Below are 13,598 nucleotides of genomic sequence, written 5' to 3' on the forward strand. Positions count from 1 at the left end.
GCCGTGGTCGGACCGGATGTCGAAGTCAAGGTGCTGGATGCCCGTCTGCAGGACTGGGGCCTGCCACGCTACCAGAGCGAGCAGGCCGCCGGCATCGATCTGATCGCCTGCCTGGATGCGCCGCTGGAGATCCATCCGCAGGCGCCGGCGCAACTGGTGCCCACCGGACTGGCGCTGCACATGAACAGTGCGGGTTTCTGTGCAGTGATCGTGCCGCGCTCGGGCCTCGGCCACAAGAAGGGGCTGGTCCTGGGCAACAGCATCGGCGTCATCGATGCGGACTACATGGCCCAGTGCTACGTGAGTGTCTGGAACCGCAATCCGTCGGGGGAGCCGATCGTGATCCAGCCGGGCGACCGGATTGCGCAGATGCTGTTCGTGCCGATCCTGCGGCCGCGGCTGGTGGTCGTGGAGGAGTTCGCCGCCAGCAGCGAGCGGGGCTTGGGTGGATTCGGTTCGACCGGCGTTACCAGCGCCAGCACACCCGCCTGAGCGGGTGGCGTGAACCGGGCAGGGCGGGTCAGTGCAGGGTCGTGCCGGGGGGTACCACGCTGAACAGGCCGCCTTCGCCCTCACCGTCGCCGACGCTGCCCTGGGCCATCTCGGCCTCGGTCGCCTCGCGCACGCCGCGGACTTCCAGCTGCAGCACGAGCGCCACGCCGGCCAGCGGATGGTTGCCGTCCAGCACGACGTGGGTGTCGTAGACCTCGGTGACGGTGTAGATCACGTCCGCGGGCATGTCGGGGGTGGCGCTGCCGGGTGGCGGTCCCTCGAACTGCATGCCGGGCGAGACCTCGTCCGGGAAGATGCTGCGCTCTTCGAAGAACACGAGTTCGGCGTGGTACTCGCCGAAGGCATGTTCCGGCTCCAGGTGGAGCGTGTTCTGGTAACCGACGCCCTGGCCAGTCAGGACTTCTTCGACCTTGGCGAACAGGTCGTCGCCACCGACATAGAACTCGACGGGGTCGCCGAGGTCGTCGATCAGTTGGCCGTGGGCGTCTTCGAGTCGCCAGGTCAGGCTGACGACGCAAGGGGCTGATATCTGCATGGGCGACATCATCTCATGCGCGCGCGCCCGCGAGTGCTGCCCGGCGGACCGGCACAATGTCGGGATGAACCAATCTTCCGGCCCCTCGCTGCGGCAGCACCCCGATGCAGCCGTCCCTCCGCTCGATCAACCCGCCGTGCTGCTGGGTGGTCTGAGCCCGTCCGAATTCATGCAACAGCACTGGCAACGCGCGCCGCTGCTGGTGCGCCAGGCCTTGCCGGGCATCCAGCCACCGCTGACGCGTGCCGATCTTTTCAAGCTGGCCGAAAGCGAAGAGGTGGAATCCCGCCTCGTGACGCGCCGCGGGCGGGGCGCTGACGAGGTCTGGAGCCTGGAGCGTGGCCCGCTGGCGCGGCGCCGCCTGCCGGCGCTGAAGCAGCCGGACTGGACCGTGCTGGTCCAGGGGCTGGACCTGCACCTGCCCAGTGCACAGGGGATGCTGACGCCATTCCGCTTCATTCCGCAGGCCCGACTGGACGATCTGATGATCTCCTGGGCGGCCGAAGGGGGCGGCGTCGGTCCGCATTTCGATTCCTACGACGTGTTCCTGATCCAGGTCCAGGGTCAGCGCCGCTGGCGCATCGGCCGCATGCCGGACGCCCGGCTGCGCCCGGACTTGCCGGTCAAGATCATCGAGAACTTCCAGCCCGAGCAGGAGTGGGTGCTCTCGCCCGGGGACATGCTCTATCTCCCGCCTGGCTGGGCACACGATGGCGATGCGGTGGGTGGCGAATGCATGACCTGCTCCGTCGGCTTCCGCTCGCCGCACCGCTCCGAACTGGCGCGCGAGACACTGCTGCGCCTGGCCGATGCGGTGGAAGACGCGGGCGACGAGGGTGTTCGCCCGGTCGTCTATGCGGACCCTGACCAGCCGGCGACCACCGAGCCGGGGCGCATTCCGGCCGCGCTGGTGCGGTTTGCCGCGGATGGGTTGCGCCGTGTGCTGGAAGAGCCGGGTGCCCTGGAGCGTGCACTGGGCGAATACATGAGCGAGCCCAAGCCGACGGTGAGCTTCGCGTTCGGGGATCCCCTGCCGGCGAACCGCGGGGTGGTGCTCGACGCGCGCAGCTGCATGCTCTACGACGATCACCATGTCTTCATGAATGGCGATTCATGGCACGCCGCTGGCGACGATGCGCAGGTTCTTCGGCGCCTCGCGGATGCGCGGCGACTGGATGCAGCGACCCTGGCTGCGGCCAGCAGTGACGTGCGCGGATTGCTGGAGCAGTGGTGTGACGATGGCTGGATCCACCCACTGGCGTAGCGTGAATGACACACTTGACGCTCCGGCGCAAGCGAGAAAGTCTGGACTGACATGCTGACGCGTTAGCATGATCAGCACATAGCAGCCTGATTGCGCCATTCTGAAGATGGCCGTGAGCTCTCAGGCGCTTTTGGTCAGACCGGGGACCGTAAGAAGCCGAGATGGTTTCGTTATGTATAATGGAAGGCTGGGTATGGAAATGCTCGAGCTTTTCATTCCCGTGAAGGCGCTTGATGACTGGATGCTGCAGCAGCAACTTGTCAGAGAGGCCGTCAATTACCGGTAATTGTTAGACTCTTTGACTGAGGAATAAAGCATGAACAAGTCGCTCCTGATGGCCGCCGTGATCGCCGCTGTTGCTCTGGCCGCCTGTGGCAAGAAGGAAGAAGCCGCTGCCGTGGTCGCCCCGGCTGCTGACGCCGCCGCTTCGATGGCTGCTCCCGCTGCTTCGGCCGTGGCTGACGCTGCTGCTTCGGCTGCTGGCACCGTTGCCGACGCTGCATCCGGCGCCGCCGCCGCTGTGGCTGATGCCGCTTCGGCTGCTGTCGATGCCGCTGCTTCCAAGTAAGCAGTCGACCGAAAGCAAAAAAGCCGCCTCAGGGCGGCTTTTTTCTTGTCTTGAAGCTTGCGAGATCTCCCATGCCGCGCAGGCGGCATGGGGTGGCAGCAAATGCCGTATTGCTGCCTGAAACTTCAGCGTAACTCGTTGGCCAGTAACTGTACGATATTGCGCGCGCCTTCATCCTTGATGGTGGCACCCTGCTCGTCCAGTATGGACAGTGACGTCGACGTGCCGCTGCCTGGACTCAATTTCAGGCGATACCGCGTGCCTTTCAGATCCTCCTTGCGGGCGCCGCTGAATAAACGCGAGAAGAAGCCGGGTTCTTCCTGGCCGGCCAGTCTGGGATCGACGTAACGCACCAGATACCCACTCTGGGCACGGTCACGCTCTTCGACCGTGAAACTGCTGCGGTCCAGTGCCAGCCCGACCCGGCGCCAGCTGCGCTCCAGATTGTCGTCAATCTGCAACACCATTCCAGTGGCCTCATCGACCACCCGTGCCCTGGGTGCGGCGGCCGTTGCCGCGCTGACCGATCGGACTGCCGCATCCACCGCCTTGGCGCTGCCAGCCTTGCTGGAATCTTCTGCCCCGGTGAGCCGCAGCATCAGCCGGGCCAGCATTTCTGCTTCGAGACCGGAGTCGCTGGGGCGACTCTGCCAGCGCAGGATGTCTGCAGTGCGCTCGACGCTGACCTGTTCGACCCCGCGGTGGCTGATGTAGATCTCGGTGACCGGGCCATTGCGTTCGACGCGGGTGCGGTAGCGGTCCCGTTCGCCGGTGTCTCTCAGCTTGTCGAATACCTTGCCCACTGCGCGGCTGACGATGTCCGTCGGCAGCTTGGCCCGGTTTTCTGACCAGTCGGTCTCCATCACGCCAACCTGGGGGGTGTCGATGACCAGCGTGAACCCGTTGTCCTGCCAGAACGTGCGCAGCGTGTCCCAGACCTGTTCGGGGGTCTGGCGGACAACCAGCCAGCGCTGGTTGCCGGCGCGCTCGATGCGCACGTCGTCGTTCACCCGCGCTGCTGCCACGGGAGCTCCGGCCTGAGGCGCCGATGCTTCGGTCTGCATGGCGCTGGCGCTGATCGCACCACCGGCCGGTGGCTGGTAGCGCGGATCGCTGGCCAGTTGCGTCAGGTCCGGCGGCACTTGCAGGGTCGGTGCCGGTGTGGCCGCGGCCGAGCGGTAGTCGATCTTGCTTGACGTGAACGAGTCCGACACGGTCGTGCAGCCACCGAGGCCGCAAGCGAACAGGGCCGCGGCCAGCGAGGCACGTGCGGGGGAGCGCAGGGACATCAGGTTGCTTTCCATCTCAGAGAATGCCGGCTTCGCGCATGGCGCCTTCGAGGGGCGCGACCAGGCTGTCGGACATCGGCACCATCGGCAGGCGCAGTGCGCCGCCACACAGGCCCAGGCGCTGCATCGCCCACTTGACCGGCACCGGGTTCGGTTCGGCGAACAGCAGCTTGTTCAGCGACAGCAGCTTGAAGTGGATCTCGCGGGCGGTCTTCGCGTCACCCGCCACTGCGGCGCGGCACAGGTCGGCCATGGCGCGCGGAGCGATGTTGGCGGTGACGCTCACGTTGCCTTGGCCGCCCATCAGCATCAGCGCGATGGCGGTGCCGTCGTCGCCGGAGTAGACGCCGAAGCCTTCCGGCGCGTGCTTGATCAGCCAGCAGGCGCGCTCGATGTTGCCGGTGGCTTCCTTGATGCCGATCACGCCGGGCAGCTTCGCGAGCCGCAGCGCCGTCTCGGGCAGCATGTCTGCCACCGTCCGGCCGGGCACGTTGTAGAGCATCACGGGGATGTCCACGGCTTCCGTGATGGCCTTGAAGTGCTGGAACATGCCTTCCTGCGAAGGCTTGTTGTAGTAGGGCACGACACTGAGCGTGCAGTCCGCGCCGACTTCCTTGGCGAACTTCGACAACTCGATGGCCTCGCGGGTCGAGTTGCCGCCAGCGCCGGCCATCACCGGCACGCGGCCGGCGGTCTGCTCGACGGCGACGCGGATGATCTCGCAGTGCTCCTCGACCGACACCGTGGGCGATTCGCCGGTGGTGCCGACCACGCCGATGCAGGCGGTGCCCTCGGCAATGTGCCAGTCGATCAGGCGGCGCAGGCTGGGGTAGTCCACGCTGCCGTCTTCATGCATCGGCGTGACGAGTGCGACGATGCTGCCAATGATGGGATTCATGTGCAATAGTCCTTGTGATCTCGGGATTCTAACTGTCGGGCAGGGGCCACCGCTCCGGGTTGGCTGACGTGTCGGCGATGGTCTGGCGCACGGCGGCGATGCGTTGAACGAAGCGCGGCGGGCTGTCGAGGAAGCCGTCTTCGTAAGCGACGACCCGCAGTTCCGGTCGGACCCGGTCGAGCAACTCGCCCGGCTGCAGCAGGAAATCAGGCCGCGACGGCTTGCCCACGCTGGCATTGCCGTGCGCGAAGGTCTCGTACAGCAGCACGCCGCCCGGCGCCACGCTGGCGACGATCGCCGGCAGCAGCGGTCGCCACAGGTAGTTCGTGACGACGACGGCGTCGAACGTGCGGCCCGGCAATGGCCAGGGACCGTTCTCGATGTCGACCAGCATCACCTCCGCCGCAACGCCGTGCAGCGTGGCCAAGGCCGCGGCATCCCGGTCGACCGCCGTGACCTGCGCGCCACGCGCCGCGAGCCAGCGCACATGGCGGCCGCTGCCGCAGGCCAGATCCAGCACAGAGGCGCCGTTGTCCAGGTTCGGGATCAGGCCGGCATGGCGGCGGATCCAGGCAGAGGGGTTCGGCATCGGGTTCAGGTGCGCGCTCAGAAACAGCTCCACAGGCGGTTGCCCAGATCGACGATCAGCCCCGGTTGCAGGTAGGCCGCGAAGACCAGCCCCAGGGCAACGGCCACCACGGCGCCGACCAGTCCCTGGCGCACGGACCGTCGCATGCTCATGCCGGCTGGGCCATCGGACGGGCGATAGCGGTTTCGCGCACGGGCAGGTTCACCAGCGCGGCAAACACGCCCAGCGCCACGGCGATGCCCCAGACGATGTCGTAGCTGCCGGTGCGGTCGTACAGCAGGCCGCCCAGCCAGACGCCCAGGAAGGAGCCGACCTGGTGGCTCAGGAACACGAAGCCGCCCAGCATCGACAGGTACTGCACGCCGAAGATCTGCGCGACCACCGCGTTGGTGGGCGGCACGGTGGACAGCCACAGCACGCCCATCACGGCCGCGAACAGGTAGACGCTCGTCGGCGTCAGCGGCGCGGCCAGGAAGGCGACGATCACCACCGAGCGCGCCAGGTAGATCGCCGACAGGATGTGCCGCTTGGCCATGCGCTGGCCGAGCGAGCCGGCCGCGTAGGTGCCGATCACGTTGAACAGGCCGATCAGTGCCAGCGCCGTCGTGGCCACCTCGGGTGCCATGCCGTGGTCCTTCAGGTAGCTGGGCATGTGCACGCCGATGAAGACCACCTGGAAGCCGCAGACGAAATAGCCCGCCATCAGCAACTGGAAGCTGCGGTAGCCCATCGCCTCGCGCAGCGCGGCGCCGATGCTCTGCTGCGGGCGCGTCGGGCCACCCGCCTGCTGCGGCTCGCGCAGGCCCCAGGCCAGCGGGATGATGACCAGCGCGGCGCAGCCCAGCAGCACCAGCGCCTGCTGCCAGCCGAGGTGCCCGATCAGCCAGTTCTCGACCGGCACCATCAGGAACTGGCCGAACGAGCCGGCCGCTGCGGCCACGCCCATGGCCCACGAACGCTTCATCGGGTCGATCTGGCGCCCGATCACGCCGTAGACCACCGCGTACGTCGTACCGGATTGCGCCATGCCGATCAGCAGTCCGGTGCTGGCGATGAAGGCGGGCCCGGTCGTGGCCTGCGACATCAGCACCAGCCCGCCCGCGTAGAGCAGGCTGCCGCCCATGAGCACGCGGAAGGCACCGTAGCGGTCCGCCAGCATGCCGGCGATCGGACCGGCCAGACCCCAGGACAGGTTCTGCACTGCCATCGCGAAGGCGAAGGTCTGGCGCGTCCAGCCACGCTCCATCGTGATGGGTGCCAGCCACAGCCCGAAGCCGTGGCGGATGCCCATCGACAGCGTGACGATGAGGGCGCCGCACAGCAGCACCTGCACCATCGAGAGGCGGGCTGGTGCGTGGGCGGAAGGGGGTGGGTGTGAAGCGCGCATCCCGCAGACTGTAGCGAACTTCACACGGCACCGCTGGCACGCCGGCCCGGGTGCCTCGACGCGGCGTCAGAACCGGAAGCCCGCCTTGACACCGTAGCTGGTGGCATCGCCGGTCTTGTCGGCTTCGACCGCGAGGTTCACCAGACCGAGGTTGACGTTGACGCCACCGAAGACGCGGGTCTGGTGGATGCGCTCCTTCTGGAGCAGCGTGGTGCCGGTGACCTGCGTGCGGGTGGTGACGGTGCCGATGCCGGCATAGGGCGTCGCGAACAGGAAGCCCTTGGAGATCGACACGTCCAGCCCGGCGCTGCTGGCCTTGAGCTGGTCGATGCCGCTGAGCTGCGAATAGCTGGCACGCACGGCCAGCGCCGGCGTCAGCACGCCGCCCGGCACGAAGGCCCAGCGCAGCTCGCCGCCTGCGGTGGTGGCGCCGGTTGTCGGCACACGGCCGAGCGAGGCGCCGATGTCGATGTTGAACGGCAGGCCCTTGACCGCGCGCACGGAGGCCACCGGCAGCGCCTTGGGCACGTCCGCGCCGGCAGCGGCCTTGGACAGCACGTCGCGGTGCTGCAGTTCGGTGGCGGTGACGCCGACGCCGATGTCGAAGCCGATCACGCCCAGCGGTTCCGCCGGCACCAGGGCCTTGTAGGACAGCGCGGCGCCGAGGTCTTCGCTCAGGGCGCGGAACTCGGACTGCGTCAGCAGGTTGAGGGTGTTGATCTCCAGCGCATTGGCGCCGCCGGTGGCCAGCAGGGTGGTCGCGGTGGCGGTGGCCGTCAGCAGGGTGCGCAGTGCGAGCTTCATTCGGGGATCCTTCAGGTTCTGGGTCTGGAGTGCAAGGAGAGCGGGCAGGCTAGCACCCGGGTATTGCCGGCTTGTGCCTGGCTTGTGACGGACCGCACCGAAGTGCAGGAAGTTGTGCCGCCTGTTGCAAACCTACAATCCGCCGCCATGGCCACCAAGACCCCGACTTCCACTTCCCCCGCCGCCTATGGCGAAGCCTCGATCCGCGTCCTGAAAGGGCTGGAGCCGGTCAAGCAGCGCCCGGGCATGTACACCCGCACCGAGAACCCGCTGCACATGGTGCAGGAGGCGATCGACAACGCCGCCGACGAGGCACTCGCCCACCACGGCAAGCGCATCGGCGTGACCCTGCACACCGACGGCTCGGTCAGCGTCGAGGACGACGGCCGCGGCATCCCCTTCGGCCTGCACCCGGACGAAGGCGTCCCGGTGGTCGAGATCGTCTTCACCCGGCTGCACGCGGGCGGCAAGTTCGACAAGGGCTCGGGCGGCGCCTACAGCTTCTCGGGCGGCCTGCACGGCGTGGGCGTGTCGGTGACCAACGCGCTGGCGACCCGGCTGCAGGTGACGGTGTGGCGCGAGAAGCAGGTCGCGACGCTCGCCTTTGCTGGCGGCGACGTGGTCGAGCCGCTGGTGATCCGCCCGGCCGGTCCGCCCTCGTCGGGCGACCGCAAGCAGGGCACGACGGTGCGCGTCTGGCCGGACCCGAAGTACTTCGAATCGCCAGAGCTGCCCAAGCACGAGCTGGTGCACCTGCTGCGCAGCAAGGCGGTGCTGATGCCGGGCGTGACCGTCACGCTCACGCACGAGAAGACCGGCGAGGTGCAGACCTGGCTGTACCAGGGCGGCCTGCGCGACTACCTGGCGCAGCACCTGAACGGCGAGCCGCTGATCCCGCTGTTCGAGGGCGCGCAGTACGCCAGCAGCGGCGCCGACGAGACTTTCGCGGAAGGCGAGGGTGCCGCTTGGTGCGTCTCCTTCAGCGAGGAGGGCGCCAACCTGCGCGAGAGCTACGTCAACCTGATCCCGACGATTGCCGGCGGCACGCACGAGGCGGGGCTGAAGGACGGGCTGTTCCAGGCGGTCAAGGGCTTTGTCGAGATGCATGCGCTGTGCCCCAAGGGCGTGAAGCTGATGCCGGACGACGTGTTCGGCCGGGCCAGCTTTGTGCTGTCAGCCAAGGTGCTCGACCCGCAGTTCCAGGGCCAGACCAAGGAGCGCCTGAACAGCCGGGACGCGCTGCGGTTGGTGTCGTCGTTCGTGAAGCCGACGCTGGAGCTGTGGTTGAGCCAGCACGTCGAGCATGGCAAGAAGCTGGCCGAACTGGTCATCAAGCAGGCGCAGGCGCGCCAGCGCGCCGGACAGAAGGTCGAGAAGAAGAAGGGCTCCGGTGTCGCCGTGCTGCCCGGCAAGCTGACGGACTGCGAGAGCCGCGACCTGGCGATGAACGAGGTCTTCCTCGTCGAGGGCGACTCGGCCGGCGGCAGCGCCAAGATGGGCCGCAACAAGGAGACGCAGGCCGTGCTGCCGCTGCGCGGCAAGGTGCTCAATGCCTGGGAGGTCGAGCGCGACCGGCTCTTCGCCAACAACGAGATCCATGACATCGCGGTGGCGGTGGGCGTCGATCCGCACGGCCCCAACGACCAGCCCGACCTGTCGGGTCTGCGCTACGGAAAGATCTGCATCCTCAGCGACGCGGACGTGGACGGCTCGCACATCCAGGTGCTGCTGCTGACGCTGTTCTTCCGCCATTTCCCCCGGCTGGTCGAGAACGGCAACATCTTCATCGCCAAGCCACCGCTGTACCGGGTGGACGCTTCCGCCCGCGGCAAGAAACCGGCCGCGAAGTTTTACGCACTCGACGAAGGTGAATTGCAGGCGATACTTGACAAACTGCGCAAGGAAGGGGCTCGCGACGGTTCATGGAGCATCAGCCGTTTCAAGGGGCTGGGTGAAATGAATGCCGAGCAGCTCTGGGAAACCACGCTGAATCCGGACACGCGCCGGCTGATGCGGGTGGAGTGCGGTGCACTGGGTGTGACCGAGACGACCGCGGCGCTGACCCGCTTGATGGGCAAGGGTGAAGCGGCCTCTCGGCGCGAACTGATGGAGCTGCACGGTGATGCAGTGGACGTCGATGTCTGAATGAAGTCCGGCCGGTTGCTGGCCGGTGATGGGGGTGGAGAGATGGAGCAGTTCAATGGTGTGGTGGGATCGCTGGCGGCCGGACTGGGGCCTTACGCGCCCAAGGTGATCGGTGCGCTGGTGCTGGTGCTGGTCGCGTGGATCGGCAGCCGGCTGGTGCGCACCGCGGTCACGCGGTTGTGCCAGAAGCGCGGGCTGGACGAGAAGCTGCAGTCACCAGGCTTCTCGGCGATGCTGGCCAATGTCGGCGTCGGGGTGGTCTGGCTGTTCACGCTGCCGGGGTTGCTGGAGACGCTCGAACTCAAGGGTCTGCTCGACCCGGTCAACGTCATGGTGTCGCGCATCATGGGGTTCGTGCCGAATCTGGTCGGCACCATCGTGGTGTTCGGCATCGGTTTTCTGGTCGCGCGCATCGTGCGCCAGATCGTCACGGGCATGCTGCGTGCAGCCGGCTCCGAGAAGATGGCCGAGCGCATGGGGCTGACCACTTCGCTGGGCGAGGGCGGGCTGGCCGGACTGGTCGGCTCGATGGTCTTCGCCTTCATCATGCTGCCGGTGCTGGCTGCTTCCCTGGAGCCGCTCGGGCTGGACGCCGTGACCAAGCCGGTGAGCAACCTGCTCGACACCGTGATCGCGCTGATCCCGAAGGTCACCGCATCGGCCGTCATCGTGGCGGTCGCGGCGCTGATCGGGCGCGCCGTGGCGGGCATCACCACCGGCGTGCTGAGCGGCATGGGCTTCAACCGGCTCTCGCAGCACCTCGGGCTGGGCGAGATGGGACGCGCGGGCGCGCGCACCCCGTCGGAGCTGGCCGGCTCGGTGGTCATGTTCGCGATCGTGATCGTGGCGGTGATGCAGGCCTGCGAGGTGCTGGGCTTCGCGATCCTGACCACGCTGGTGGCGAATCTGGGTGCCGTGATGGCCGGAGTGGCCGTCGCCGGGGTCGTGATGATCGGCGGGCTCTGGCTGTCGAACTGGGTCGCCGGGCTGATCCGCGCGGGTTCGGCGGTGAATGCGCCCGCGCTGGCGAATCTGGTGCGCGGTGCGATCCTGTTCTTCACGGCCGCGCTGGCGCTGCGCCAGGCGGGGCTGCCGGGCGACATCGTCGGCATCGCCTTCGGCTCGGTGGTGGGGGCGATCGCGGTGGGTGTGGCCGTCGCTGTTGGTGTGGGCGGTCGCCATGTGGCGGGTCGTCTGCTGGAAGAGGCCGTGCAGGCCCTGCGCACCGAGCCGCCGCCGTCGGACGCGCCGCCCATCCGGTTCCCGGACTGAGCACGGACCTGGTCCGGCATGTGGGTCCGACTGCGCCGCCGCTATTTCGACAGCCGCCCGCTGGTGTGGCAGTTCGCGGTGGCCACCCTGCTGCCTGCGCTGCTGGTGGCTGCCGTGCTGCACTGGGGGCTGCAGGGGGCGCCGGACGTGGTCGGTGCCGTTCTGGCCACGGCGGGTCTGTCGACCGTGGTCAGCGTGCTGCTGGCCCACCGCGTGGGGCGTTCGCTGCGGCAACTCGTCGCGGCCACCCGGATGGTGCGCCGCAGCCGGCCGCTCGATGACGTGAACCTGCCGCTGCAGACGGGCAGCGCCGAGTTGCAGCGGGCCAGCGCGGGTCTGCGCCGGCTGATCGAGGTCTGGCGTCGGCGCCAGCGCGCGCTGATCGCGCAGACCGAGACCCTGGGCCGGCGGCTGGAGTTGCGCACGCATGAACTCTCCACCCTGCAGGACCTCTCGATCGGACTGGCCAGCAAGACGGAGCTGCATGAACTGGTCGCCGAGGCGCTGGGCGCGCTGGAGCAGACCATGGCCTACACCAGCGCCTCGGTCTGGTCGCGCACGGCGCGTGACGAGGGCGGGCAGGTCGTGCTGATGGGCTACCGCCAGAATGACGACGCCGCCGGGCAGTCGCCCGCCGAGGACCTGACCGGCATGCGCCTGTCGCGATCGAACCTGCAGCATTACGAGTACATCGAACGGGAAGGGGCCCCCATCGTCGAGAACCGCGTGCGGCAGAGCCTGCTGTCCTGGCTGTGGTCCTGGTTGTCGGACGATGCGCGCACCTCGGGGCTGTACCGGGGGACGAAGGCGTGGATGGCGGTGCCGCTGAAATCGCGCGAGGCGGTGATGGGCGTGCTGCGGGTCGACCACGAGGAGCCGGACTTCTTCGACGCCGAGCGGGTGCGCCTGCTCACGGCGGTCGGCAGCCAGACCGGGCTGGCCATGCGCCACGCGCAGCTGCTGGCCCAGCAGAAGGACCAGGCCGTCGTGGCCGAGCGCAACCGCATCGCCCGCGATCTGCACGACGCGGTGTCGCAGACCCTGTTCGCGGCCAACGTGATCGCCGGCACGCTGGGCCGGCTGGCGTCCCGGCTGGCCGAAGGCGACGCGGCGGCGGCCGTGCTGCAGCAGCAGGCCGAGGCCCTGGAGCGGCTCAACAAGGGCGCGCTGGCCGAGATGCGGCTGCTGATGTTCGAGCTGCGCCCCGATGCGCTGCAGCACCTGCCGCTGGCGGAGCTGCTCCAGCACGCCATCGACGCGCTGGCCAGCCGCGGCACGATCGAGGTCTCGCAGCGCCTGGCGCGCGACGACCGCCTGCCCGGTGCCAGCCGCGTCCACATCTACCGCATCGCCCAGGAGGCGCTGTCCAACATCGGCCGCCACAGCGGTGCGAGCCATGCCGTGGTCGAGTGGATCGTGCCCGAGCACGGCGCCGGCGGACGGCTGCGCATCGCCGATGACGGGCATGGATTCGACCCCGGTGCATCGCCACCGGGCCACTTCGGTCTCGGCAACATGGCCGAGCGGGCGGCCGAGATCGGCGCGACCTGGAACATCACCTCGGGACCGGACGAGGGCACCGAAATCCGGCTGGAGCTGCCATGAACAAGAACGATTCCATGAACGATCCCCAAGCGACGCGCATCAGCGTCTTCATCGTCGATGACCATCCGATGATCCGCGCCGGTCTGGTGGGGATGATCACCGGCGAGAACGATTTCCTCTGCGTGGGCGAAGCAGGGCACGGCGCGGATGCCGTGCGGATGATCCCGGCGCTGCAGCCGGACGTCGTGCTGATGGACCTGCTGATGCCGCAGATGGACGGCATCGAGGCCATCCGGCAACTGCGCCCGCTGGCACCTCAGACGCGCTTCCTGATCCTCACCAGCCTGACCGAACCGGGCGAGGTGCAGCGGGCGCTGGCCGCGGGGGCCGTGGGCTACCTCACCAAGACCGCGTCGGCGCACGAACTGGTCAACACGATCCGCGCGGCCTACGGGGGCCGGCGTGTGCTGTCGCCCGAAGCCACCGAGGCGTTGATCAGCGTGTCGCAGAACACGGCCCCCGGCGCTGACCTGACCCAGCGCGAGCGCGAGCTGCTGGCGCTGGTGGCCCGCGGCCTGAGCAACCAGGACATCTCGGACCAGCTGCACATCGCGCTGCCGACCGTCAAGTTCCACATCACCAACATCCTCAGCAAGCTGGGCGTGGGCAACCGCACCGAAGCCGTGCTCATCGCCTTGCGCCACAAGCTGGTGCCGCCGAACTGACGCCCCGCGCGTCCGGACACCCGGACTTTGGTCTGGGGTCGCCCCCGCCCCAGGGCTGGCAGCG

At 68.2% G+C, this 13,598-nt stretch carries 14 protein-coding genes; 7 read left to right on the forward strand and 7 right to left on the reverse strand.

Annotated elements, in window-relative coordinates; all coding sequences use genetic code 11:
• Nucleotides 1-3 precede the first annotated feature (3 nt).
• A complete protein-coding gene (dut, locus tag BDD16_RS17315; RefSeq protein ID WP_179635085.1) occupies nt 4-492 on the forward strand; it encodes a dUTP diphosphatase in 489 nt (162 codons plus the stop codon).
• A gap of 28 nt (nt 493-520) precedes the next feature.
• Here the strand turns inward: dut and BDD16_RS17320 are convergent, their stop codons facing one another.
• Complete coding sequence (locus BDD16_RS17320) at nt 521-1,048, reverse strand: FKBP-type peptidyl-prolyl cis-trans isomerase (RefSeq protein WP_179635086.1); 528 nt, start codon at nt 1,046-1,048, stop codon at nt 521-523.
• Nucleotides 1,049-1,112: 64 nt separating this feature from the next.
• On the opposite strand from BDD16_RS17320, the gene BDD16_RS17325 reads away from it, so the two are divergent.
• Both BDD16_RS17325 and BDD16_RS17330 read left to right on the forward strand, forming a co-directional pair.
• The gene (locus tag BDD16_RS17325) at nt 1,113-2,312 is read left to right on the forward strand and encodes a JmjC domain-containing protein (protein ID WP_246332586.1); all 1,200 of its coding nucleotides are present in this window, start codon (nt 1,113-1,115) and stop codon (nt 2,310-2,312) included.
• A gap of 316 nt (nt 2,313-2,628) precedes the next feature.
• Nucleotides 2,629-2,880 carry a hypothetical protein gene (locus tag BDD16_RS17330; protein ID WP_179635087.1) on the forward strand — a complete coding sequence of 84 codons (252 nt, stop codon included), beginning with the start codon at nt 2,629-2,631 and terminating at the stop codon, nt 2,878-2,880.
• Nucleotides 2,881-3,005: 125 nt separating this feature from the next.
• On the opposite strand, the gene bamC is transcribed toward BDD16_RS17330, so the two are convergent.
• The 6 genes from bamC to BDD16_RS17355 form a co-directional block, all read right to left on the reverse strand.
• Nucleotides 3,006-4,184 (reverse strand): outer membrane protein assembly factor BamC, encoded by a 1,179-nt coding sequence (bamC, locus tag BDD16_RS17335; protein WP_246332587.1) that lies wholly within the window; start codon nt 4,182-4,184, stop codon nt 3,006-3,008.
• A gap of 1 nt (nt 4,185) precedes the next feature.
• Nucleotides 4,186-5,067, reverse strand: coding sequence for a 4-hydroxy-tetrahydrodipicolinate synthase (dapA, locus tag BDD16_RS17340; RefSeq protein ID WP_179635088.1), 882 nt, complete (start codon nt 5,065-5,067; stop codon nt 4,186-4,188).
• A gap of 28 nt (nt 5,068-5,095) precedes the next feature.
• On the reverse strand, nt 5,096-5,656 hold the full coding sequence (locus BDD16_RS17345) for a class I SAM-dependent methyltransferase (protein ID WP_179635089.1): 561 nt from the start codon (nt 5,654-5,656) through the stop codon (nt 5,096-5,098).
• 17 nt (nt 5,657-5,673) lie between these two features.
• Nucleotides 5,674-5,808, reverse strand: a complete 135-nt coding sequence (locus BDD16_RS23220; protein ID WP_257644977.1) for a hypothetical protein — start codon at nt 5,806-5,808, stop codon at nt 5,674-5,676.
• Entirely contained in the window at nt 5,805-7,043 is a 1,239-nt protein-coding gene (locus tag BDD16_RS17350; protein WP_246332588.1) for an MFS transporter, read from the reverse strand. The genes BDD16_RS23220 and BDD16_RS17350 overlap by 4 nt, the downstream gene beginning before the upstream one ends.
• 66 nt (nt 7,044-7,109) lie before the next feature.
• On the reverse strand, nt 7,110-7,847 hold the full coding sequence (locus tag BDD16_RS17355) for a hypothetical protein (RefSeq protein WP_179635090.1): 738 nt from the start codon (nt 7,845-7,847) through the stop codon (nt 7,110-7,112).
• A 147-nt stretch (nt 7,848-7,994) separates the two neighbouring features.
• Between BDD16_RS17355 and BDD16_RS17360 the strand changes: the two genes are divergently transcribed.
• From BDD16_RS17360 to BDD16_RS17375, 4 genes are read left to right on the forward strand one after another with little or no spacing between them, the layout of a single operon-like run.
• Complete coding sequence (locus BDD16_RS17360; protein WP_179635091.1) at nt 7,995-9,992, forward strand: DNA topoisomerase IV subunit B; 1,998 nt, start codon at nt 7,995-7,997, stop codon at nt 9,990-9,992.
• A complete protein-coding gene (locus BDD16_RS17365) occupies nt 9,993-11,264 on the forward strand; it encodes a mechanosensitive ion channel (RefSeq protein ID WP_179635092.1) in 1,272 nt (423 codons plus the stop codon).
• Between the two features lie 18 nt (nt 11,265-11,282).
• Entirely contained in the window at nt 11,283-12,869 is a 1,587-nt protein-coding gene (locus tag BDD16_RS17370; RefSeq protein ID WP_179635093.1) for a GAF domain-containing sensor histidine kinase, read from the forward strand.
• 14 nt (nt 12,870-12,883) lie between these two features.
• Nucleotides 12,884-13,534 (forward strand): response regulator, encoded by a 651-nt coding sequence (locus BDD16_RS17375; protein WP_179635094.1) that lies wholly within the window; start codon nt 12,884-12,886, stop codon nt 13,532-13,534.
• Nucleotides 13,535-13,598 lie beyond the last annotated feature (64 nt).

The organism is Sphaerotilus montanus (assembly GCF_013410775.1).
GTDB classification, from domain to species: domain Bacteria; phylum Pseudomonadota; class Gammaproteobacteria; order Burkholderiales; family Burkholderiaceae_C; genus Sphaerotilus; species Sphaerotilus montanus.

Excerpts from the sequence above, each read along its gene's own strand:
- BDD16_RS17320 (WP_179635086.1), bottom strand. The coding sequence starts at position 1,048 with ATGCAGATATCAGCCCCTTGCGTCGTCAGCCTGACCTGGCGACTCGAA.
- BDD16_RS17325 (WP_246332586.1), top strand. The coding sequence starts at position 1,113 with ATGAACCAATCTTCCGGCCCCTCGCTGCGGCAGCACCCCGATGCAGCC.
- BDD16_RS17330 (WP_179635087.1), top strand. The coding sequence starts at position 2,629 with ATGAACAAGTCGCTCCTGATGGCCGCCGTGATCGCCGCTGTTGCTCTG.
- bamC (WP_246332587.1), bottom strand. The coding sequence starts at position 4,184 with ATGGAAAGCAACCTGATGTCCCTGCGCTCCCCCGCACGTGCCTCGCTG.
- dapA (WP_179635088.1), bottom strand. The coding sequence starts at position 5,067 with ATGAATCCCATCATTGGCAGCATCGTCGCACTCGTCACGCCGATGCAT.
- BDD16_RS17345 (WP_179635089.1), bottom strand. The coding sequence starts at position 5,656 with ATGCCGAACCCCTCTGCCTGGATCCGCCGCCATGCCGGCCTGATCCCG.
- BDD16_RS23220 (WP_257644977.1), bottom strand. The coding sequence starts at position 5,808 with ATGAGCATGCGACGGTCCGTGCGCCAGGGACTGGTCGGCGCCGTGGTG.
- BDD16_RS17350 (WP_246332588.1), bottom strand. The coding sequence starts at position 7,043 with ATGCGCGCTTCACACCCACCCCCTTCCGCCCACGCACCAGCCCGCCTC.
- BDD16_RS17355 (WP_179635090.1), bottom strand. The coding sequence starts at position 7,847 with ATGAAGCTCGCACTGCGCACCCTGCTGACGGCCACCGCCACCGCGACC.
- BDD16_RS17360 (WP_179635091.1), top strand. The coding sequence starts at position 7,995 with ATGGCCACCAAGACCCCGACTTCCACTTCCCCCGCCGCCTATGGCGAA.
- BDD16_RS17365 (WP_179635092.1), top strand. The coding sequence starts at position 9,993 with ATGAAGTCCGGCCGGTTGCTGGCCGGTGATGGGGGTGGAGAGATGGAG.
- BDD16_RS17370 (WP_179635093.1), top strand. The coding sequence starts at position 11,283 with ATGTGGGTCCGACTGCGCCGCCGCTATTTCGACAGCCGCCCGCTGGTG.
- BDD16_RS17375 (WP_179635094.1), top strand. The coding sequence starts at position 12,884 with ATGAACGATCCCCAAGCGACGCGCATCAGCGTCTTCATCGTCGATGAC.